The organism is Bacteriovorax sp. BAL6_X, from assembly GCF_000443995.1.
Lineage (GTDB): Bacteria > Bdellovibrionota > Bacteriovoracia > Bacteriovoracales > Bacteriovoracaceae > Halobacteriovorax_A.
The window spans coordinates 313,566-333,388 of the sequence record NZ_AUMC01000006.1; the positions used below are offsets into that span (position 1 = coordinate 313,566).

Consider the following 19,823-nt stretch of genomic DNA (forward strand, 5'->3'; position numbering starts at 1 on the left):
TTAACTTAGTCGATCAGTCCTCTACAGTAAACTACTGTAGGAGACGTCATGGAAATTAAGAGCACAAGCAGTATCGATCATACTCCATCCACGACACTAAAATGGATTAGTGAAAATTCAAAAATCTTTAGTAATGATCTTATTTCTTTAAGAGTTTTATTAACGTTGACTCTTGTCATTAGTATAACATCTCTGGCACTTCCAACTGTTCTAATGCAGCTCTTTGATCGTATCATTCCAGGCCATAATACAGGTAGCGCCATAGTACTTATCTTTGGGCTTACACTATTCATCCTGTTCGAATCAGCACTAAAATACTTACGTTACTATTTTGTAACCTTTGCATCCGCTCGATTTGAAAATAAAAAATCACAAGAGCTAATTAAGAAAATCATTACCGACACAGACTTTTACGATGTTGGGGTATTTCAATACTCACTAAAGGAAATACAAAGAAATAAGGACTTTTTTACAGGAAAAGGCTTTGTTTCGTTATTAGAGCTACCATTTATATCTCTTTACTTTGGTTTTCTCTTCTACCTCAATCCATTAATGGCCTTCATTCCTTTTCTGGCGTTTTCAATCTATATGATAGTTTCTTTTTATACAGTAAGCAAAATGACACGAATCATTCAGCTTAAACATATAACAGATATCGAACAAAACAATCTACTATATAAAATTTTAGATAACCTCACACTCCTAAGAAAATTTGGTCGGATTAACCTATTTAATAATCGTTTTAAAAAGAATCAAGCAGCGGTAACTAAGAATAATTTTTTACTTGCTCGCTACGCATTCTTTCAATTCAATTTGAATCAACTAATATTACAACTCACCTCCGTCACAATCCTAGCGACAGGAGCGTATTTAGTAATTAACGGCCTAATGAGTATTGGTTCCCTTGCAGCATCTCTAATTTTGGCAAACCGTTGTATAGCTCCAACAGAAAAGTTTTTTAAGGTCCTGAGAAAAATTCATGAAGTAAAAGTCATGACGGATACTCTAGTTTACCCAAGAGGGAAATCTCAAGAAAAAGAAAAGGAAAATATCGATAAGATCTACTCAATGGTAATCCCAATCTACATTAGAGGAAGGAAACATGAGATCCCTTTCATGAAGGGAGATACTGTCTCTTTAAAGGATCAAGATAAAGACACAAAAGAGTTTCTATTTGCTCCAAACCTTAAGTCCATTGCAAACAAAGTTTATATTGATAATTTAAAACTATCAGATATTGACGAGTTAAGTCTTTATAAAAATATTGCAATAATCAATGCCAGGCCAAACATATGGAATGGAACAATAAGAGATAATATTACTTCATTCGGGTTTGTTAGTGAGAAAAAGGCCCAAAGCTATATCGATACTTTAGGACTAGGAGAAATCATAAAAAAGTTACCTAATGGATTAGATACAAAGCTTACTTCTGAAAAAGAGGATAATATTTCTGATGAAGTAAAATCTCTTATATACATTACCAGACAACTTTCACTTGACCCTGAAGTCATCATTCTAAACGAATTTGAAGCGGGTGTTGATCGTGAAAGCTACATTTACATCTTCAATTATATAGCAAGTATTCGAGAGTCCCGAATAATTTTCGTAAACACAAAAGATAGAAATCTATTAAAACTATGCAACCGTGATCTACTGAATAATCGTATCGGAGAGATTGATACTTACTTGGCCTGAGGAGATATATGTCAAATATAAAAATGATCTTTCATAACTTCATGGAGCTAAAATACCATGATGATTATAGTGAAGATGTTAATGAAATATTAATGTCCTATCGACATATGAAAGAAGTCGACTTAATAAACGCATTAGCAACAATTGGCCTTGAAACTAGAAGAATAGAGCTACAGCTAAAGAATATTGAAGTAGACGCTCTTCCTTGTTTATTAATATCAAATATCGATATTGAAAACTTCTGCTCTAAGAACGATCATTTAATACTTACTCACGATAAAAGGGAAGAACAGTTTTATCTCATAAATGACCATGATCTTAAAAGACAAATTGAAGTTGATCGCTTCCCTATTAAGTACGCTCTCTTTATTAGAGAGTTTAATGAAGTAGAGTTTAGAAATGAAAAGATATTAAGAAATACTAGTATGAAATTCTCTTCTTGGACAAGAGCGATTAAAAGAAGGTTTAACAAAGCATTTTCGAAATTAATCATTCTATCTTTAATCAATACACTAAACACACTGGCCTTTGCCATTTATGCTCTTATTACTTACAAAGTGATCACTGGAGATAGGCCATCAGAACTCCTTATCCCTGCGACTACTGGCATAATCCTACTACAAGTGATTAGTTATTTTGCACGTGGTATCAGGTCAAATATTATCAACTGGTGTACAAATCGAATTGACTACATTCTCGAAACCGCAATTCTAGAAAAATCATCGACAATGTCAGATCATCAAAGAGAGATTGAAGAAGTTGATTTCCATGTTAACCGTTTTGAGGATATTAAAGATGCTGTCAACTTCCTTACATCTGAAAATAACCTAAAGCTGATTGACACAATCTTTAACACTCTACTCATTTTCCCTATTTTTTTCTTGTCATGGGAAATGGCCATTCCTCTGGCTTTTCTCGCACCAATGGTAACTTTTCTTTATTACTCTAATCTTAAAAAGATAAGAATAAAGAAAGAGACTTATGATCAATTGCATGAAAACAAGAACAACCTAGTCAATGAACTTAAAAGAGGCTCTGAAGAGATTTACTTGGAGAACTTATTTCCAATATTTTCGAAACGCTTATCATCCCTTAGCTCAATGTCTTACTTTAAGGAACAACAATATAAGATGAATGCTTATCGAACAGAGTTCTTCTCTAAAGTCATCACAGTTACGATTGTCTTGGCATCGACAATAATTGGCTTGTTACTTGTCTGGAATCAAGAATTAGCTATCGCTAACTTTATTGCTGTTCTGGTTTTAATGTGGAGTATACTCACAACAGCACAACAGCTACCTAATTCAATACAGAAACTAGATTCAATATCATTTTCATTTAGAAAATTACATAAGCTATTTTGCAAAGATAGTGAGGAGAGAACATATCGTTCAAGTAAGGAGCTATATACTAGAGACTTTGAAATAGATTTTAAATCAGTTTCTTTTCAGTACCCAGATACATTAGAAATTGTTTTTAGCAGTATTAATATTAACATAAAGCCAAATCAGGTTTATGGCATTCATGGAAGTGCAAACTCAGGGAAAAGAGCCTTTATAAAACTACTCAATAAAACCTACCTCCCCCAGTCTGGATCTATTCTTATAGGGGGAATTGATCACAGACAATTCGACACACTCTATCTTAGACAGCAAATCCTAACTCTTAACTTAAAGAAGTCATTATTAAAAGATATGAGCATTTACGAAAATATCAAATGTATCAACCCTCTAATCACACGTGATGATATCATGATACATTTAGGATTCTTTGGAATTGGAGAACTTCTTGAGGATAGCGGACTAACAATTGATACCCCTCTAAGTGGTGCAACAAGGCTAAAGATCTCAAACGAATTATACTCATCAATTGTCTTAGCAATTCCATTTTGCACCCAGGCAAAAGTCGTTCTCATAGAAGATATTCCGACGAGCATAATCAACAAACAGTTCAAACTACTCAAAAAGTTTTTAAATCTATCTAAGAAAAACTTTACAGTAGTCTTTTGTAGTGAACATAAAGAAATATTAAAAGAAGCAGATAATATAATTTACATGGCCCCTAACAAAGAGTTCTCTTCCGGTACCAAGGACAAGATTTTTAAATATCTAGAAGAGAACGCACTCATCTAAGGAACAAAATAATGAAAAGTAAAAGAAATAGATTCTCGTTTAGCAGCAGTATTGATTATGCTAAGCAAACAGACTACATAGGGCAAGACCTTCTCTTAGAAGAAGCAAGAATACCATATGTGTCAAAGTCAATTATCCTACTCTCATTATTTGCAATAGTCGCATTTTTTGTATGGTCTTCTTTCTCAACAGTTAACGAAATCGTTCAGGCCAATGGAGAAATTGAAACGACAGCTACAATACACTTCATTAAGCACAATAAACCAGGAGTTCTAGACTCTCTCGAAGTTATGACTGGGCAATATGTTAAGGCAGGTGATTTACTCTACACCCTTGTTGATGAACGAAAGAATAAGGGTACAAACTCAGTCACAAAAGAGATTCTCTTGATTCGCTCTCCCATAACTGGAATTGTAAATGAGGTCGACTACAAAGCAATTGGAACTAATGTAAGTAAAGATAGGAATATTGTAAAAATCTATCCGATAAGTGATTCCCCAATAGCTACGGTAAAATTCACACCAAAAGACCTCAGCTTCATACAAGAAGGTATGACAGTTAAGATAAAAGTCACTTCTCATCAAACACATCGTAATCAAATTATTTCGGGGCGGATAGAGTCGATTTCCCCAAATATTTTTTATACAAAAAACGGATTAAGTTATTATCAGGCCAAGGTCCTACTTTCTAAAAACTACCTTGGACATAATCAGGAAAGCAATTTAATCCTACCAGGAATGCAAGTTCATGCAGCTATACAAATATCTAAAAGAAGTATCCTAAATTACCTACTCAAGCCAATTGATACTTCACTAAGTTACGCATTAACGGAGAGATGATATGTTTAAAAGATTACAACAAGCGGTTCAAGAACTTACAAGTGAAGCAAGTACTACTAAAGGGCCAAAAGAACGTGGCGATCAGTCAAAAAAGTCTAAAGTTCTTATTATTAGTAATAACGAAAGCATTACTGATCGACTCTCTCTAGTCCTTAATGATACATACGACATTGTTCAACGAGAAAGTATCTCTATGATTATGCAAGTTTTTGCAAATGTTAAGAAAAATGACATAGAGCTTATTCTCTTTTATGATTCTGACTTAAGTAAAGATCTTTCTTTTTTTTCAACTTTAAGAAAGTATCCACGTTTCTCAAATATTCCCATTATTGTGTTAGCACAAGAAATTACAGAAAAGCGAAAATCACATTATCTCGAGAATGACTTAAATGACTTTATCGATCTTCAAAGTTTTCCTCTTATCAAGCAACTAGCAAATTCAAAAATAAAACTTCAATCAAAAATAAACTCAATTATTAATTACTCTATTGACCACAATAGTGGCCTGGACATCGTCACTAATGCACAAATGCATCTTAGAACATTGGTCGATGTTGCAAGTTGTGCCCGTACTCTGAAGTTATTTACAAATGCTACTATTACACAAGAAAGGGCCTTCTTTGAAATCATTTTAAACTCGTTAGAGCATGGCCAGTTAAAGATTGATAAAAAAAAGCGACAGAAAGTAAAGAATAATGGCGACTATGATAATTACCTCGATATACTTTGCGATCGAAATAAAGAAGCTGTCATCGTAACTTATGAAAAGCTAGAGGACACATATCGTATTTCCGTTATAGATGGTGGGGATGGTTTTAATTTTAAAAAATATTTAAAGCCTAATCTAAGTAATTCGATTAAGGAGACTCAAAAAGGTATTGTAACTGCCAATAGTACGAAAGGAATAGAATTAAAATATATTGGCCCTGGCAATATTGTTGAAATCAACATTCCACATCAAGAAAAATTTAAACTATGGCATTAGGATCAAAGCGAAAGATGAGAAGGCCCTACACTAGGGCCTATATAAATTAAAGGCTTTCTAAAGCAGAGTATAGATCGACAACTCCACCTGTTAGAATATCACCATCCATTGAGGACTTTGTTGTCACACTATTCATTAATACATTTTTTAATTCAATGGCCGTTAAATAAGAATGCCTTGAAAGAACTTCAGCAGCAACTCCTGTTACATTAGGAGAGGCCATGGAAGTCCCTGACATATTTCCATAACGGTTCCCTGGAGTAGTTGAATAAATAGAAGAACCAGGTGCTGCAACATCAACGTTTACAAAACCGTAATTTGAAAAATAAGAAAAGCGTCCATAACGAGTTGAAGAAGCGACAACTAACATCCCCTCACTGTCATAAGAGGCAGGATAAGTTAACTTTGTATCAATATTCTGAGAACTATTACCTGCACTCACAACAACCAGAGTGTTATAAGTTTTAGCAATATAATCGATTGTCTCTTTTACTAACATTCCGCCTTCATTATGAGACTTACCAAAAGAGCAGTTAATTACTTTTGCTCCATTTCTTGCAGCATAGAGAAAGCTTTCAGCGATATCAACATCTGTCTCATCACCATAGCTCGGAACTGAGCGAAGTCCCATAATACGAACATTGGAAGCAACACCAGCAATACCAACTCCATTATTCTGAGTTGCCGCAATTGTTCCAGAAACATGAGTTCCATGCGAATGGCCATCCATCATATCCCCTGTCGCATTTCCATCACTGTCACGTTCTAGAGTATTGATACCATGAATATCGTCGATATAACCATTCCCATCATCATCAATTCCATTGCCTGGAATTTCATTTACGTTTGTCCACATAACATCTTTTAAGTCTTCATGGTTGTAATCAACCCCAGTATCGACGACAGCAACAATGATCGGCTCACTTGACTGCGCTCCTCCCATTTCTTCATAGACTCTGCTTACACTCATTCCATGCTTACTTGCATCTTTGAAGGCCCATAGCTTTGCTAATTTAGGATCATTTAATACGGAGCCGATAACTTCATCACCTTCCTCAGTTGTCTCTGATTCAATCGCTTCTATAGGTGTAGGTAGCGGCCCTCGTTTTGAAAATGTATCAAACTGAGCATCTTGAATATCTTGGTGAGACCTTAATTTATTAAGAAGGGATTCATCGCCATTTGTATAAAGAACATAAGTAGTTTCAAAAAAATGTACTGACTTTTTTATTCCATTTATCGATGGTATTTCTTTACCATTCTTTAACTTTACAATTATACGTTTTGGATTGATGCTAAGAGACGATGCCTTAGCTGTGATATTTAGGAAGAAACCTAATAAAATTAGGACTGTCCCTATTAAGATCGATCGATTCATTTGCAATTCCTTTTGCTAATAAAATTTCAATGACTTGAGTGTATCCATAAAAAATCAATATAGAAAATGTCTTTTTCTTACATTTTCACTCGGAGATGGGACCACTTCGATTAAAAATCAAACAATAGACTCGTCGCGCATACTTGGTTTTAATGACAATTTCATGACAAAAAAGTAAGTTATCTAAGGTATTTTACGTTCACACCATAAACAAGGATTTATTTTGAAATACATCATCGGAACACGTGGCTCTCTATTGGCCCTGACTCAGTGTAATCAAGTAAAGGATCAACTCGAAGAACTGACTGGTGACGAGTTTGAATTAAAAGTAATTAAAACTCAAGGTGACCAGATTGTTGATAAGCCACTTTGGCAACTTGAGGGAAAAGATTTTTTTACAAAAGAATTAGATGCGGCCCTGCTTCAGGGAGAAATCGACTTAGTTGTCCATTCATACAAAGACCTAGGAAGTGATAGGCCAGAAGGAATTAAGTTAGCAGCAATCTCTAAAAGAGCATACGCTTACGATATACTTCTAATAAAAGAAGAAACTGTTAGTAAGCTTATGGCCAAAGAACTGACAGAGTTTGTTGTTGGAACATCTTCTCCGCGTCGAATTGTAAATATTGAAAGTTCTCTTTCTGAATTTCTTCCTTACGGAGATAACGTAAAGGTATCGACAAAAATGCTTCGTGGAAACGTAAATTCTCGTATTCAAAAACTTAGAGAAGATAATTACGATGCCATTGTTCTTGCTATGCCAGGTATTGAAAGACTTGCCATCACAGAGAGTTCAAGAAAAGAATTAGAGGTATTACTGGCAGGGATGACTTATGCAGTTCTTCCTCATAGCCAATTTCCAGCAGCAGCTTCTCAAGGAGCTCTTGGAATCGAATGCCTAGAGAATCGTGATGACAATGGGGCGCTAGAAGAAAAGCTTCAAAAACTTCAAGATAAAGACACTGTAAGTGAAGTAAGCCGTGAGCGTAAAGCATTTGCAAGCTACGGAGGAGGTTGCCACCTAGCAGTTGGTATCAATGTAACGAAGAAGGGCGACTATTATATTCATACTCACAAAGGAAAAGTTGACGACAAGGTCATCTATGAAAGACACCTTGAAGGAAGCTTTCCATCACCTGATTCAAAAGCGAAGGCCTTTATTGGTCTGCCACATGCAGAGCACAGAGAACAAGAGTATATTTATTGTGAGTTAATTCACAAAGAAGCACTAAAGAATGCGCGCGTGCCAAATAACGATATTCTTCTTTCTGCTCGCTATGGTGTAAGTCTTCTAAAGAACCACGGAAAATCTGTTTACACAGCTGGTACTTCTACTTGGAAGCTCTTGGCACAAAACGGTCAGTGGGTTCATGGATCATGTGACGGACTTGGTGAAGATGTACTAGATAAAATTCGCGATTCAAAGGCCATTGAAGTAATGAATGGGCCAAAAGAAGAGCTAACAATTTTAACTCATAAAGACTCTTACTCTGACTATGGCCAAGTATTTGAATCATACGAAAAGAGCGACAATGAAGTACGTGAAAACTTCTTCGATGAACTTAGACAGTGCGATGTATTCTTTTGGACAAGCTACTCTCAGTACAAAACTTACGTTGAGCGCTTACCAGAGCTTAAAGATAAATTTCATGCATGTGGCCTAGGAAAGACATTTGAGCAACTTTCGAAAGAAGATATCACAGTACGTCCATTTGCCAGTATGGAAGAATTTAAAGTCTGGCTTAAAAAATAAGATAACAAAATTAAAGGAATATATATGAGTAGTATGCACACAGAAATTTTTGAAAAGAGTAAGAAAATGGTTCCAGGTGGAGTTCACTCTCCTGTTCGTTCATTCAAAGGTATGACCTCAACTCCCAAGTTCTTCCAAAGTGCTAATGGTGCTTACTTTACAGACATTGAAGGTAAAGATTATATCGACTTTTGTATGAGCTTTGGGCCACTTGTTCTTGGTCACCAAAATGATACTGTAAAAGAAAAACTAACAGAGGCCCTAGGCCGTGGTTGGAGCTACGGAGCATGTGAACCATACTCAGTAGATTTAGCAGAGTATTTACTTTCTCGTCTTTCACATGTTGATCAAATTAGATTTGTTAACTCGGGAACAGAAGCAGTTATGACAGCTCTTCGTCTTGCTCGTGGTGTGACAGGTAAGAATAAAATTATCAAGTTCAATGGTTGTTACCACGGACACGTTGATGCCATGTTAATTAAAGCAGGCTCAGGTCTTGCAGGAGCAGCTGAATCTTCTTCACTTGGAGTACCTAAAGGAGTAGCTGATGACACGCTTATCCTTGAGCTTGAAGATCTTGAAGGTGTGAAGAAGTGTTTTGAAGATCACAAAGGTGAAATTGCAGCAATTATCATCGAGCCACTGCCGGCCAATAATGGTCTTCTTATTCAAGATCAAGCATTCCTTGAAGGCTTAAGAGAAATCACAAAAGCAAATGATGCTCTTTTAATCTTTGACGAAGTTATATCTGGTTTCCGTGTTGCATTTGGTGGTATGGCAGAGCTTACAGGAATCACACCAGATATCGTAACTTACGGTAAGGTAATTGGAGGCGGTCTTCCAGTTGGTGCAATTGCCGCGAAGAAAGAAATTATGGAACATCTTGCTCCAGTTGGTGGTGTTTATCAAGCTGGTACTCTAAGTGCAAACCCACTTGCGATGGTTGGTGGACTTGAAACACTTAAACAGATGACAAAAGAAAGCTACAAAGAACTCGAAAATAACACTCTTAGAATTGTGAATATCTTTAAAAAGTGGCTTGCAGAGTATAATGATGGCCAGTTTTCAAACTACAATATAATTCACCACTCTTCTCTATTCTGGATTGTTCCTGGAGACAAGATTAAGTCTGTTGGAAATATACCAGGTAATATTGGTGATGACTTTGTTCCATTATTTGAATTACTACTTGAAAAGGGAATCTATCTATCACCAAATGCATATGAAGTTGGATTTGGTTCACTTGCACATAATGAAGAAGTTGCTAAGGATTTAGAGAACAGACTTTGGAACTAAAGAAATCTTCTTCTCCATTCTTTCTGATCTCGACGATAACAACGGGATTAATCGGGCTCTTTGGCCTGTGGTGGCTCTTTTTAATTTTTAAAATGAGTGATCGCTTGGCAAAACTTAATAGTACAGAAGGCCCAGATATTGGCTCACTTATTAAATGGGAAGGAATTACATTCTTAGTTCTTATACTCATTCTAGTGAGTTCTCACACTCTCCTCTTTATTAGAGATCAGAGAAAAAATCGCTCAATTGCAGCTTTCTTTGCCGGTCTTACTCATGAACTTAAGACCCCACTTGCAAGTATCAAGCTTCAATCAGAAGTGATTAAAGATGAAGTTGAAAAAGACTCTAATCAAAGACTACAGAGACTTACGACTCGCCTCATTGACGACACGATTCGCCTTGAAAACCAAATGGATAAAATCCTGCAGCTTTCTCGAATTGAGCGCGGTGGGAATTTAAACTCGACAGATATAGAAATTAATCACTTCCTTGAAAAAATTATTCAAGGTGGCTACCAAGAAAAGCTTCAGGTTACGATAAATAAAGACGCCGAAAATATAAGCCTACAAGCAGATGAGTTTGCCCTAAGCATTATTTTTAAAAATCTTTTAGAAAATACGATCTCCCATACCGATTCAAATGAGGTGGAGATTCACATTAGCACAAAAAGCGAAACCGTTCATATCAGATATCATGACCGTGGCAACTTCAGTGGCGATGTCAAAAAGCTTGGAAAGCTCTTCTATAAGCATCAATCGACGAAAGGTTCAGGAATAGGTCTCTACCTATCTAAGAAGCTTATTGAAACAATGAAAGGACAATTTAATATCACTTTAGACAAAGGACTTATCTTCGATATTCAGCTACCAATATCTGAACAAAGCGATGGAGGAAAAGATGAGTAATTTTGGGAAAATTCTTGTCGTTGAAGATGATAACAATCTTGGAGATACGCTAAGTGAATACTTAGGAGATATTGGCCATGAGTGCCGATTAGCAAAGAATGTTAAAGATGCTCGTTACTATTTTGAAGAATTTAAGCCTAATATCATTTTAATGGATATTGGGCTTCCTGATGGTAATGGAATCGATTTAGCAAAAGACTTTCGAAAAATTAGAAAAGACTTTATTCTGCTTTTCTTATCTGCCCTAAATGACCCACAAACAAAAGTTGAAGGCTTTGAAGCAGGCGGTGAAGACTATATTACAAAGCCCTTTGCACTTAAGGAGCTAACAATAAGACTTGATCGACTCTTAAGCTTTAAGACAAATATTGACTCACTAGATGAAGAAATTTTAATTGGTGACCTCAAGATATGGCCAAAGCGTTTTGAGGTTCAAGATGGTGACGGTAAGATTCTAAATTTGACGCAAAAAGAGTGTGCCATTTTAGAAATCTTATTAAAGAAAAAGAATGAAGCAGTAGAAAGAGATTTTATTATTGATGAAGTATGGGGTGAGGATAAATTCCCATCACAACGTACTGTAGATAACTATATTGTTAAACTTAGAAAATGGGCCGAGAGCGACTCTAAGAATTCACTAGAGATTCAAAGTGTTCGTGGGATTGGCTACAAGCTTATTATAAAGGAATAAAAATGGGATTATTTAACGATCGCAAAAATGAAAATGGAAAAGAATTTGTACCTGTATGGTTTATGAGACAAGCTGGGCGCTATCATGATCACTACCAAGGCATGAAAAAAGAAAATACATTTATGGAGCTTTGTAAGAAACCAGAACTTGCCTGTGAAGTTACAATGGGACCAATCAATGATTTTAAGTTTGATGCTGCTATTCTTTTCTCAGATCTACTTTTCCCACTAGAACAAATGGGAATGGGACTAGAATATGCACCAGGGCCAAAGCTTGAAATGAAGCTTGAAACAGTTGCAGATGTAAAAGGTCTTAAATTCTTAGACTCAGCAGAGAATTTCTATAAGTTTCAAGGTGAAGCATGTACTCTTCTAAAGGATGCTCTTCCAAGTAATAAAACACTTCTAGGCTTTGTAGGTGCTCCATTTACTCTATACACATATGCAGTTGAAGGCTCACACGCAGGAGCACTTTATAGCTCGAAAATTGGATTATACGACGGACGTTGGGATGCATTTGTTGACCTACTTATCCCTGAACTACTTGGAGAAATGAGAGCACAGGCCATTGGTGGAGCGGATGCAATGTGTCTATTTGATACAGCAGCAGGTGAGCTGAACTTTGAAGATTACACACAAAAAGTTCTTCCGGTATTAAAGAGAGTCACAGCTGAATTCAAAAAAGAATTCCCAAATAAAAAAGTAATCTACTACTCGAAAATGACTCACCTGAGATACCTACAAGCTATCGAAGATGACAATATTGATGTCTTAGGTATCGACTGGCGTCATGATCTTGGTCATGTTTTAAATACTCTAGGAAATGACTATTATATTCAAGGAAACCTAGAACCAGCATACCTAGGACTTCCTTGGGAGACTCTAGAGAAGAAATGGATGGATCTATACGAATCAGTACAAAATTCCAATGCACCGATGAATAAATGGATTTGCGGACTTGGCCACGGCTGTCTTCAATGGATTGACCAAGAAAATGTACGCAAGAGTGTCGAGTTAATTCAAACAAGATTCCAATATTAATTATTTGGGCGCAAAGCGCCCAAACCCCCTTCCTACAAGCCTTCTTCACCATCTATGTAAGAAGATAATAGAATCTATCTCTATTTTAATTATCCGAATGCCCCTAAAATAATTTAGTTACAGTTATATAATAACCAAGGAAGGTTAGATGAAAATTACACGCAAGATTTGTTTTCAGTTACTAGCAGGACTCTCACTACTAACATTTAACTCTTATGCATTTGAGCACAACTATATTGTTACAGGAAAGGATTTATTCCAATCAACTCAAAGTCTACACTCAAATCTACAAATCGATATTATCAAGGTTGAAAAAGACCTTGTTATTGCAAAAACAAAAATAATGAGCGAGCAGGCCGAAATCTCACACCTAGCTCACGAAGAGCACCAAAGATGTGGTGGTTTCTTTGCGTTCCAAACAAAAGAAGAAGCACTTCAGTTTGTAAAAGAGCAAAAAGAAAACTCTAACATTAATGCCTTCTTAGCTGACTATACAATCAATCAAGAAGACCTTGTTCGATCGGCCATTGCAAATACAAAAGAAAGCTCAATTAGAGCTGTTATTGAAAAATTATCAAGTTTCAACAATAGATACTACAAGTCTCAAACGGGTGTTGACTCTCAACAGTGGCTTAAAGACCATTGGACAAGCCTAACATCACACCGTTCTGATATCAGTGTTGATTTCTTCAGTCACTCTTCATACCCACAGCCATCAGTTATCGCGACAATCAAAGGAAAGTCTGACGATGTTATTGTAATCGGTGGTCACGGTGATTCAATCGCAGGTTGGTGGGGACGCACAAACGCTCACGCACCAGGTGCCGATGATAATGCTTCTGGTGTAGCAACAGTTACAGAAGTACTAAAGACTCTAGCTCAAAGTGGCTATCAACCAGAAAAGACAATTATGTTTATGTCTTATGCAGCAGAAGAAGTTGGCCTTCTAGGTTCAAAAGAAATTGCTCAGACTTTTAAAAGACAAGGAAAGAATGTTGTTGGAGTTATGCAGCTTGATATGACGAACTTCAACGGTTCGAACGATGACATCACAATCATTACTGATTATACAAATGAAGCACAAAATAACTTCCTAGGTTCTTTATTAGATAAGTACCTTCCAGAACTTTCTTGGGGACGTGATACTTGTGGTTACGCTTGTTCAGATCATGCTTCATGGACTGCACAAGGCTTCCCTGCTTCAACACCATTTGAAACGCGCAAACGTGAAATGAATGGAAGAATCCACTCTTCTCGTGACACTCTAGATAATATGGGTGGAACTGCTGATCATGCTCTAAAGTTTGCGAAACTTGCACTAGCATTCACAATCGAACTTGATAGATAGGATATCTCTCAACTTTGATAAAAATAAAAAAGCCAGCTTATGCTGGCTTTTTTTTATGTCGATTACTTAAATTCTATTGAAAGTGGGCAGTGATCACTCCCCATAACATCTGGCTGATGCCAGCAGTTTTTCACTCGTGATACAAAATCATCTGTTGACCAGAAATAATCAATACGCCAGCCAACATTTCTTGCACGACAGTCTCCACGATAAGTCCACCAAGTATAGTGGCCATTCTCATCAGGAGAAGTGAATTCGCGAAAGAGATCAGTAAAGCCCTGGGCCTTAAACTCATCCATCCATTCCCGCTCAAGAGGAAGAAAGCCCGTTGTCTTTTTATTAGTCTTTGGGTTCGCTAGGTCATTTTCAGTATGAGCAGTATTGTAGTCACCACAGATCACGACTTCTTTCTTCGTTTTCTTCTTAAGAGCTAAGGCCTTATCAGCAACGGCACGACAGAAGTCCATTTTATATGGAACACGTCCGTGATCTCTTTGCCCATTTGGGAAATAGCAATTAAAAAGAATATAGTCATCGAATTCAGAAATAATCGTTCGTCCTTCACAGTCGAACTCTGCAATGCCAAGTCCAATCGTGTGTTTAACATTAACACCTTTTCGAACCCAAGTAGCGACTCCAGAGTATCCTTTTCTCTCGGCCGGCGCAATAAGCACTTCATGATGATCAGGATTATTTAAGCGATCACTTAACTGTTCAGGTAAGGCCTTTGTTTCTTGTAGGCAGATTACATCTGAATCATCTTCTAAATACCAATCGTAAAAACCTTTCTTTTCGCAGGCCCTAAGACCTGCGACGTTCCAACTAGAAATTTTAGTCAAAACTAAGCTCCTAAAATTGAAATACCAGAGTCAACGTAAAGAACTTGTCCAGTTACACCATTTGCAAGGCGTGAGCCTAAGAACACAGCAGCTCCACCAACATCTTCTTGAGTTACGTTTCGACGAAGTGGCGACTTCTCTTCAACGTCATTTAAGAAACCTTTAAGTCCTGGAACACCAGAAGCAGCAAGAGTTCTAATTGGCCCCGCTGAAATACAGTTTACGCGAATTCCTTCTGGACCTAGGTCATCAGCAAGATATCTCATTGTTGATTCTAAAGATGCCTTAGCAACACCCATTACATTGTATCCGTTAAGAACCTTTACTGACCCGTGATAAGTAAGAGCGATGATAGAGCAGTCTTTTGCCATAAGTGGTTTAAGAACATTACATACACCAAGTAGTGAGTATGCTGAAATATCTTGTGCCATCTTAAAACCTTCACGGCTTGTCTTATGAAAACGATCCTTAAGGTCTGTTTTATCTGCAAATGCAAGTGAGTGAACAATAACATCAACCTCACCCCATTTTTCTTTTACGATATCTGCCATTTGAGACATATGATCTTCGTTTTGAACATCAAGCTCAAATGTAAACTCTCCACCAATTTCGGCGCTGAGAGGTTCAACTCTTTTTTGAAGAGCTTCATTTAGGTATGAAAATGCAAGACGTGCACCTTGTTCTTTCATTTGCTTTGAAATTCCCCATGCAATTGATTTATCATTTGCAAGGCCTAGGACTAGAACTTTCTTTCCTTCTAAAATTCCCATTTATTACTCCATTTTTATTTTATTATTTAATAAATTTGTAGCCGACAGAGCGGATACTAATTATATGTTTTGGTTGCTTTGGGTTTACTTCAAAGTATTTTCTAAAACGTACGATGAAGTTGTCAATGGTACGAGTATTTGAATCCTTTTTGTAGCCTAATAATTCAAGTAACTCACCGCGCGTCACCACTTCACCCTCATTTTGCGTTAAAAGTGTCAAAATCTTCACTTCCTGCTCAGTAAGGGTATATTCCTCTCCTTGTGAGCTGGCCTTAAAGTCCGAAAAATTGATCTCATTGGCACCAAATTGATATACTGACACTTCCTTCTTCGTCCAGCTCGAGCGCTTTAAAAGCCGTTTAACACGTAAAATAAACTCATCTAGATTAAAAGGTTTTGATAGATAATCATCTGTGCCCAAATTAAAGCAGCGCACTTTTGACTTAGAGCTATCTTTAGCAGACAGAACAAGAATAGGTGTCTTCTCATTAATCTCACGAATTTGTACGAGAATATCCTCACCACTTAACACTGGTAACATAAGGTCAAGAACCACAAGATCAAAATCCTGCTCACGATAGAAGTTAATCCCTTGGTCACCACGGCTTGCATGAACAACTTCGTAGCCTTCGAGTTCAAGATTTAAGATAATTCCTTTTGCAATATTTTGCTCATCTTCAATAAGTAAAATACGACTCATACTAACTAACCTTATTTTTAAATATTAATTTTAAAGTTGTCCCATCGCCTATGCCTACACTTTCTGCACTTATGCGGCCACCGTGTATTCTCATTATTTGCATGGCCATATAGAGTCCAACACCACTCCCTTTTGAAGACTTACCTGCTTGATAGAATTTTTTAAAGATATTCTTAATATCTTTACTGTCAATTCCATCCCCATTATCGACAAAGAACAATTCACTAAAGCGTTTACCCTTTTGAAAGATAATCTCCATAGTCTTAACCTGTTTGCTATTATAGCGAATGGCATTGGTCAGGATATTCATTAAAAGAATATCGAATAGTTTACGATCAAATTCGATAGACTCTTCATCATCGAGATGGACAAAGGAAACCTCAAGTTCAGAAAAATTATGACGATTGCGATGAACAAACTCTTCAATTGTTTGGCGAATATTAATCTGTCTTAGATCTGGCTCAACTTTCTTTTCTTCAAGACGACCTAATTGAAGGATTTGTTCAATATTATCCCCTAACCTCTCCGTATCATGCCTCATGATATCAAGATACTCTAACTGCTTTTCTCTTTCAAAACTGTGGCGCTTCAAGGTATCAATAAAGATAGAGATCGAGGCAACGGGCGTCTTTAACTCATGAGTAAATCCATTAATAAAATTTTGCTGCATACGGTAGAGCTGGCGAAGCTTTTGGTAGTAATAGAAAACCATACTAAAGCCTATAATTATCAATGACACAAGTATCGAAAGAATAAGAATCATAACCCATGTCTCAGTCTGTTGAAACTGCACAAGTGGGATATTAGACTTCTTCACAAAGTCCGTTAACTTTGCATTTACTTCTAAATAAGAAGAAATATAGAGATATAAAGAAATCCCTAAGGCCACCAAGCTCGATATAAAGATAAAGAGTGGATGGATAAAAAATGGTCCGCGTTTAATAAGTGCCATATTGCAAATATTAGCAATTATTGGCACTATAAGTTAAGGAAATAATCTCAATAATATATCAAAGAATTTAAATCGAGGAATTTATGCAAGACATCGCTCAATTTATTGACCACACTTTATTAAAGCCTGAAGCAAGTAGCCTACAAATTAAGAAGCTATGCCAAGAAGCTAATGAGTATGGCTTTAAGTCGGTATGCATAAACCCTAGTAATATCCTTGAAGCAAAGAAGCACCTAGATCCAACAAAGTCTCTTATTTGTACAGTGATTGGCTTCCCTCTTGGTGCCATGACAACAGAAACAAAAGTTTTTGAAACAAAGGATGCTATTGAAAAAGGTGCTGATGAAATCGACATGGTTTTAAATATAGGGAGATTAAAAGAAGGCAATCTTGAATATGTTGAGCAAGATATTGCAGCAGTTGTTAAGGCCGCAAGCGGAAAGGTTGTAAAAGTTATTTTTGAAACATGTCTATTGAATGAAAAAGAAATTCGTTTAGCGGCCAAAGCATCAATAAGTGCTGGAGCTAGCTTTATTAAAACTTCGACAGGGTTCTCAAGTGGGGGTGCAAACCCTGAAGTGGTCTCAATAATGATTGATGAGGCTCAAGGAAAGTGTGAAATTAAGGCTTCTGGTGGAGTTAGAAGTCTAGAAGATGCACGTAAATATCTAGAAATGGGTGTTAAAAGACTCGGAACAAGTTCTGGCGTCGCAATAATGGAAGGTGAAAAAAATATCACAACTTCTTACTAATGTGTAAGTTTGCATCTTAGTATGCTATTGATAGAACGTGGATGAGAGAGGGACTCGCACAAGGAGTTTTCATGAAGTCTATTTTGCTATCAGCAACTGTTACTTTAGTTTCAATTAAGGCATACGCCAGTCTGCCATGTGAGCAGCTCGACCAAAACCTAGCTTATGAAAATACTCGTGAATTCATAAGCATCAAAAAGAAAATCACAGAGAATTCTCAAGTAAATGATGACATTCGAAATCGAATTAAATCACTTATTAAGAACACGAGAAATTACTACTTCAAATCAGGTTGCCAGAACCTTAGACACCAACAGCTTGGTCTTTTACTAGAGCTTAATGAGTTGAAGAAGTTATAAGATTTTCTTTACCCTTGCCTACCTACTATTGCGTCTAGCAAAGTGCCACAATGACATGAGAGTCATTTAGGCCAAGGCCAGGAAGGTTATATGGAGAGAGTCACACACCAATTAACAATTTCAAAACATGCAAAAAAGAGGCTTCTAGAACGCCAAATTCACTTTAGTGAAATCGACTATTGTCGCTTAAATGAAGCTGCTCATAAATTAAAGTTAAAAGGTTCAAAAGAATCCTTAGTAATCACTGATGAAGCTGCCTTTATTCTCGATATTGATCGTTATTGCCTAATAACGGCAGTGAACAAAGATGAACTTAGTGATAATATCTTTACCAAGATTGATGCAACAATGATCTTATAAACTATTCCAATAATTAGTTGGAAGCTCCCCTTTTTTCGCTAACTCATTAGCAAGACTTGGTACCGCTCCACTAAAAATAAGTTCACCATTTTCTATCTCAAGAACAGAGGTCGTAAGAATATTACTTCCTTCCATACTATTTACTTCCATCACCTGAGTTACTTGCCTTCGTCCATCATCAGTTCTTCCAAGTTGAATAACAAAGTCGACAGCAGTTGAAATATATTTTCGTACAACATGATATGGCAGATCAAAACCGGCCATTAAAAATAGTGCTTCAACTCTTTGTAAGCACTCCACTGGAGAATTAGCATGAATAGAAGTCATGCTGCCATCGTGCCCAGTATTCATCGCCTGAATCATATCAAAAACTTCGGCACCTCTTACCTCTCCGATAAAGATTCGATCAGGTCTCATACGAAGAGTGTTCTTTACAAGCTGACTCATTGAAAGACCTTCTTTGCCACTCGTTAAACCGGCCTCAAGTCTTACACAATTTGAATTACCAACGACTAACTCTAACGTATCCTCAATTGTAATAATTCTCTCATCTTGAGAAACTTCTTTTAGAAGCATATTCATAAATGTCGTTTTCCCTGAACCTGTACCACCAGAGATTAAGATATTTTTTTTGGCCTTAATAAGTGATTTTAAAAAAGGTATATATTTTTCACTAATACCAAATAATTGAGAATGCTTATCTAATTCGAAGTTATTTGAAAGATACTTTCTAATTGTAATAGAAGTACCTTGAGAAGAGTATGGTTCACTTATAATATTAATACGTGAGCCGTCTGGTAGCCTTCCATCTAAGATTGGGTTCTCATTTGAAAACTTCTTCTTATTAAACAGTGCGACTTCATTAGAAAATTCTAGAATATCTTTTTTATTAAGAGGAACATTAAGTCCAATAAACTCTCCCGCTCTTTCAACAAAAACATTCTTTGAACCGTTAATCACGATTTCAGAAATTCCTTTCTTCGTTGAAAGGTCTTCTAACATTTTCCACACACTATTTTCTGCCATACT

General features: G+C 36.5%; 19 protein-coding genes. 13 read left to right on the forward strand and 6 right to left on the reverse strand.

The genetic code is table 11. From position 1 onward, the window contains the following. Positions 1–48 precede the first annotated feature (48 nt). Genes M902_RS05760 through M902_RS05775 form a run of 4 tightly spaced genes read left to right on the forward strand, consistent with a single transcriptional unit; the run spans position 49 to position 5,651 of the window. A complete protein-coding gene (locus M902_RS05760; RefSeq protein ID WP_021266739.1) occupies positions 49–1,695 on the forward strand; it encodes an ABC transporter transmembrane domain-containing protein in 1,647 nt (548 codons plus the stop codon). An 8-nt stretch (positions 1,696–1,703) separates the two neighbouring features. Next, the gene (locus M902_RS05765) at positions 1,704–3,827 is read left to right on the forward strand and encodes an ATP-binding cassette domain-containing protein (RefSeq protein ID WP_021266869.1); all 2,124 of its coding nucleotides are present in this window, start codon (positions 1,704–1,706) and stop codon (positions 3,825–3,827) included. An 11-nt stretch (positions 3,828–3,838) separates the two neighbouring features. Then, complete coding sequence (locus M902_RS05770; protein WP_021266771.1) at positions 3,839–4,666, forward strand: HlyD family efflux transporter periplasmic adaptor subunit; 828 nt, start codon at positions 3,839–3,841, stop codon at positions 4,664–4,666. A 1-nt stretch (position 4,667) separates the two neighbouring features. After that, the gene (locus tag M902_RS05775; protein ID WP_021266627.1) at positions 4,668–5,651 is read left to right on the forward strand and encodes a hypothetical protein; all 984 of its coding nucleotides are present in this window, start codon (positions 4,668–4,670) and stop codon (positions 5,649–5,651) included. Between the two features lie 46 nt (positions 5,652–5,697). On the opposite strand, the gene M902_RS05780 is transcribed toward M902_RS05775, so the two are convergent. Next, positions 5,698–7,029, reverse strand: a complete 1,332-nt coding sequence (locus M902_RS05780) for a S8 family peptidase (RefSeq protein WP_021266561.1) — start codon at positions 7,027–7,029, stop codon at positions 5,698–5,700. A gap of 223 nt (positions 7,030–7,252) precedes the next feature. Here M902_RS05780 and hemC point away from each other — a divergent pair, with 223 nt between their 5' ends. The 6 genes from hemC (at position 7,253) to M902_RS05810 (ending at position 14,062) form a co-directional block, all read left to right on the forward strand. Further along, positions 7,253–8,782, forward strand: a complete 1,530-nt coding sequence (gene hemC, locus M902_RS15790; RefSeq protein WP_021267092.1) for a hydroxymethylbilane synthase — start codon at positions 7,253–7,255, stop codon at positions 8,780–8,782. A gap of 24 nt (positions 8,783–8,806) precedes the next feature. After that, complete coding sequence (locus M902_RS05790) at positions 8,807–10,078, forward strand: glutamate-1-semialdehyde 2,1-aminomutase (RefSeq protein WP_021266938.1); 1,272 nt, start codon at positions 8,807–8,809, stop codon at positions 10,076–10,078. Beyond that, positions 10,069–10,983, forward strand: a complete 915-nt coding sequence (locus M902_RS05795; protein ID WP_021266886.1) for a sensor histidine kinase KdpD — start codon at positions 10,069–10,071, stop codon at positions 10,981–10,983. Before M902_RS05790 ends, M902_RS05795 begins: the two co-directional genes overlap by 10 nt. Beyond that, complete coding sequence (locus M902_RS05800; protein WP_021266950.1) at positions 10,976–11,674, forward strand: response regulator transcription factor; 699 nt, start codon at positions 10,976–10,978, stop codon at positions 11,672–11,674. The genes M902_RS05795 and M902_RS05800 overlap by 8 nt, the downstream gene beginning before the upstream one ends. A 2-nt stretch (positions 11,675–11,676) precedes the next feature. After that, entirely contained in the window at positions 11,677–12,714 is a 1,038-nt protein-coding gene (locus M902_RS05805; RefSeq protein WP_021266866.1) for a uroporphyrinogen decarboxylase family protein, read from the forward strand. Positions 12,715–12,862: 148 nt separating this feature from the next. Continuing rightward, a complete protein-coding gene (locus M902_RS05810; protein WP_021266733.1) occupies positions 12,863–14,062 on the forward strand; it encodes a M20/M25/M40 family metallo-hydrolase in 1,200 nt (399 codons plus the stop codon). Positions 14,063–14,124: 62 nt separating this feature from the next. Here the strand turns inward: M902_RS05810 and M902_RS05815 are convergent, their stop codons facing one another. The 4 genes from M902_RS05815 to M902_RS05830 are packed head-to-tail and all read right to left on the reverse strand — an operon-like array spanning position 14,125 to position 17,323. After that, entirely contained in the window at positions 14,125–14,901 is a 777-nt protein-coding gene (locus M902_RS05815; RefSeq protein WP_021266611.1) for an exodeoxyribonuclease III, read from the reverse strand. 2 nt (positions 14,902–14,903) lie between these two features. Next, on the reverse strand, positions 14,904–15,671 hold the full coding sequence (locus M902_RS05820) for an enoyl-ACP reductase (protein WP_021266926.1): 768 nt from the start codon (positions 15,669–15,671) through the stop codon (positions 14,904–14,906). 22 nt (positions 15,672–15,693) lie between these two features. Beyond that, positions 15,694–16,371, reverse strand: coding sequence for a response regulator transcription factor (locus tag M902_RS05825; protein ID WP_021266992.1), 678 nt, complete (start codon positions 16,369–16,371; stop codon positions 15,694–15,696). A 1-nt stretch (position 16,372) separates the two neighbouring features. Further along, complete coding sequence (locus M902_RS05830) at positions 16,373–17,323, reverse strand: sensor histidine kinase KdpD (protein WP_021266759.1); 951 nt, start codon at positions 17,321–17,323, stop codon at positions 16,373–16,375. Between the two features lie 83 nt (positions 17,324–17,406). On the opposite strand from M902_RS05830, the gene deoC reads away from it, so the two are divergent. The 3 genes from deoC to M902_RS05845 all read left to right on the forward strand — a co-directional run bounded on the left by deoC (position 17,407) and on the right by M902_RS05845 (position 18,794). Further along, entirely contained in the window at positions 17,407–18,075 is a 669-nt protein-coding gene (deoC, locus tag M902_RS05835) for a deoxyribose-phosphate aldolase (RefSeq protein WP_021266837.1), read from the forward strand. A 71-nt stretch (positions 18,076–18,146) separates the two neighbouring features. Beyond that, positions 18,147–18,434 (forward strand): hypothetical protein, encoded by a 288-nt coding sequence (locus tag M902_RS05840; RefSeq protein WP_021266732.1) that lies wholly within the window; start codon positions 18,147–18,149, stop codon positions 18,432–18,434. A gap of 90 nt (positions 18,435–18,524) precedes the next feature. Continuing rightward, positions 18,525–18,794 carry a putative flagellar operon protein gene (locus tag M902_RS05845; protein ID WP_021266552.1) on the forward strand — a complete coding sequence of 90 codons (270 nt, stop codon included), beginning with the start codon at positions 18,525–18,527 and terminating at the stop codon, positions 18,792–18,794. Here M902_RS05845 and M902_RS05850 read toward each other — a convergent pair. Beyond that, positions 18,789–19,820, reverse strand: coding sequence for a CpaF family protein (locus M902_RS05850; protein WP_021266809.1), 1,032 nt, complete (start codon positions 19,818–19,820; stop codon positions 18,789–18,791). The genes M902_RS05845 and M902_RS05850 overlap by 6 nt on opposite strands. Between the last annotated feature and the right edge of the window lie 3 nt (positions 19,821–19,823).

Bases quoted from the DNA above. Each gene is read 5' to 3' on its own strand.
- M902_RS05770 (WP_021266771.1), top strand. From the start codon at position 3,839: ATGAAAAGTAAAAGAAATAGATTCTCGTTTAGCAGCAGTATTGATTAT.
- M902_RS05810 (WP_021266733.1), top strand. From the start codon at position 12,863: ATGAAAATTACACGCAAGATTTGTTTTCAGTTACTAGCAGGACTCTCA.
- M902_RS05850 (WP_021266809.1), bottom strand. From the start codon at position 19,820: ATGGCAGAAAATAGTGTGTGGAAAATGTTAGAAGACCTTTCAACGAAG.
- M902_RS05820 (WP_021266926.1), bottom strand. From the start codon at position 15,671: ATGGGAATTTTAGAAGGAAAGAAAGTTCTAGTCCTAGGCCTTGCAAAT.
- M902_RS05840 (WP_021266732.1), top strand. From the start codon at position 18,147: ATGAAGTCTATTTTGCTATCAGCAACTGTTACTTTAGTTTCAATTAAG.
- M902_RS05845 (WP_021266552.1), top strand. From the start codon at position 18,525: ATGGAGAGAGTCACACACCAATTAACAATTTCAAAACATGCAAAAAAG.
- M902_RS05780 (WP_021266561.1), bottom strand. From the start codon at position 7,029: ATGAATCGATCGATCTTAATAGGGACAGTCCTAATTTTATTAGGTTTC.
- M902_RS05825 (WP_021266992.1), bottom strand. From the start codon at position 16,371: ATGAGTCGTATTTTACTTATTGAAGATGAGCAAAATATTGCAAAAGGA.
- M902_RS05760 (WP_021266739.1), top strand. From the start codon at position 49: ATGGAAATTAAGAGCACAAGCAGTATCGATCATACTCCATCCACGACA.
- M902_RS05790 (WP_021266938.1), top strand. From the start codon at position 8,807: ATGAGTAGTATGCACACAGAAATTTTTGAAAAGAGTAAGAAAATGGTT.
- M902_RS05775 (WP_021266627.1), top strand. From the start codon at position 4,668: ATGTTTAAAAGATTACAACAAGCGGTTCAAGAACTTACAAGTGAAGCA.
- M902_RS05765 (WP_021266869.1), top strand. From the start codon at position 1,704: ATGTCAAATATAAAAATGATCTTTCATAACTTCATGGAGCTAAAATAC.
- M902_RS05800 (WP_021266950.1), top strand. From the start codon at position 10,976: ATGAGTAATTTTGGGAAAATTCTTGTCGTTGAAGATGATAACAATCTT.
- M902_RS05830 (WP_021266759.1), bottom strand. From the start codon at position 17,323: ATGGCACTTATTAAACGCGGACCATTTTTTATCCATCCACTCTTTATC.
- deoC (WP_021266837.1), top strand. From the start codon at position 17,407: ATGCAAGACATCGCTCAATTTATTGACCACACTTTATTAAAGCCTGAA.
- M902_RS05805 (WP_021266866.1), top strand. From the start codon at position 11,677: ATGGGATTATTTAACGATCGCAAAAATGAAAATGGAAAAGAATTTGTA.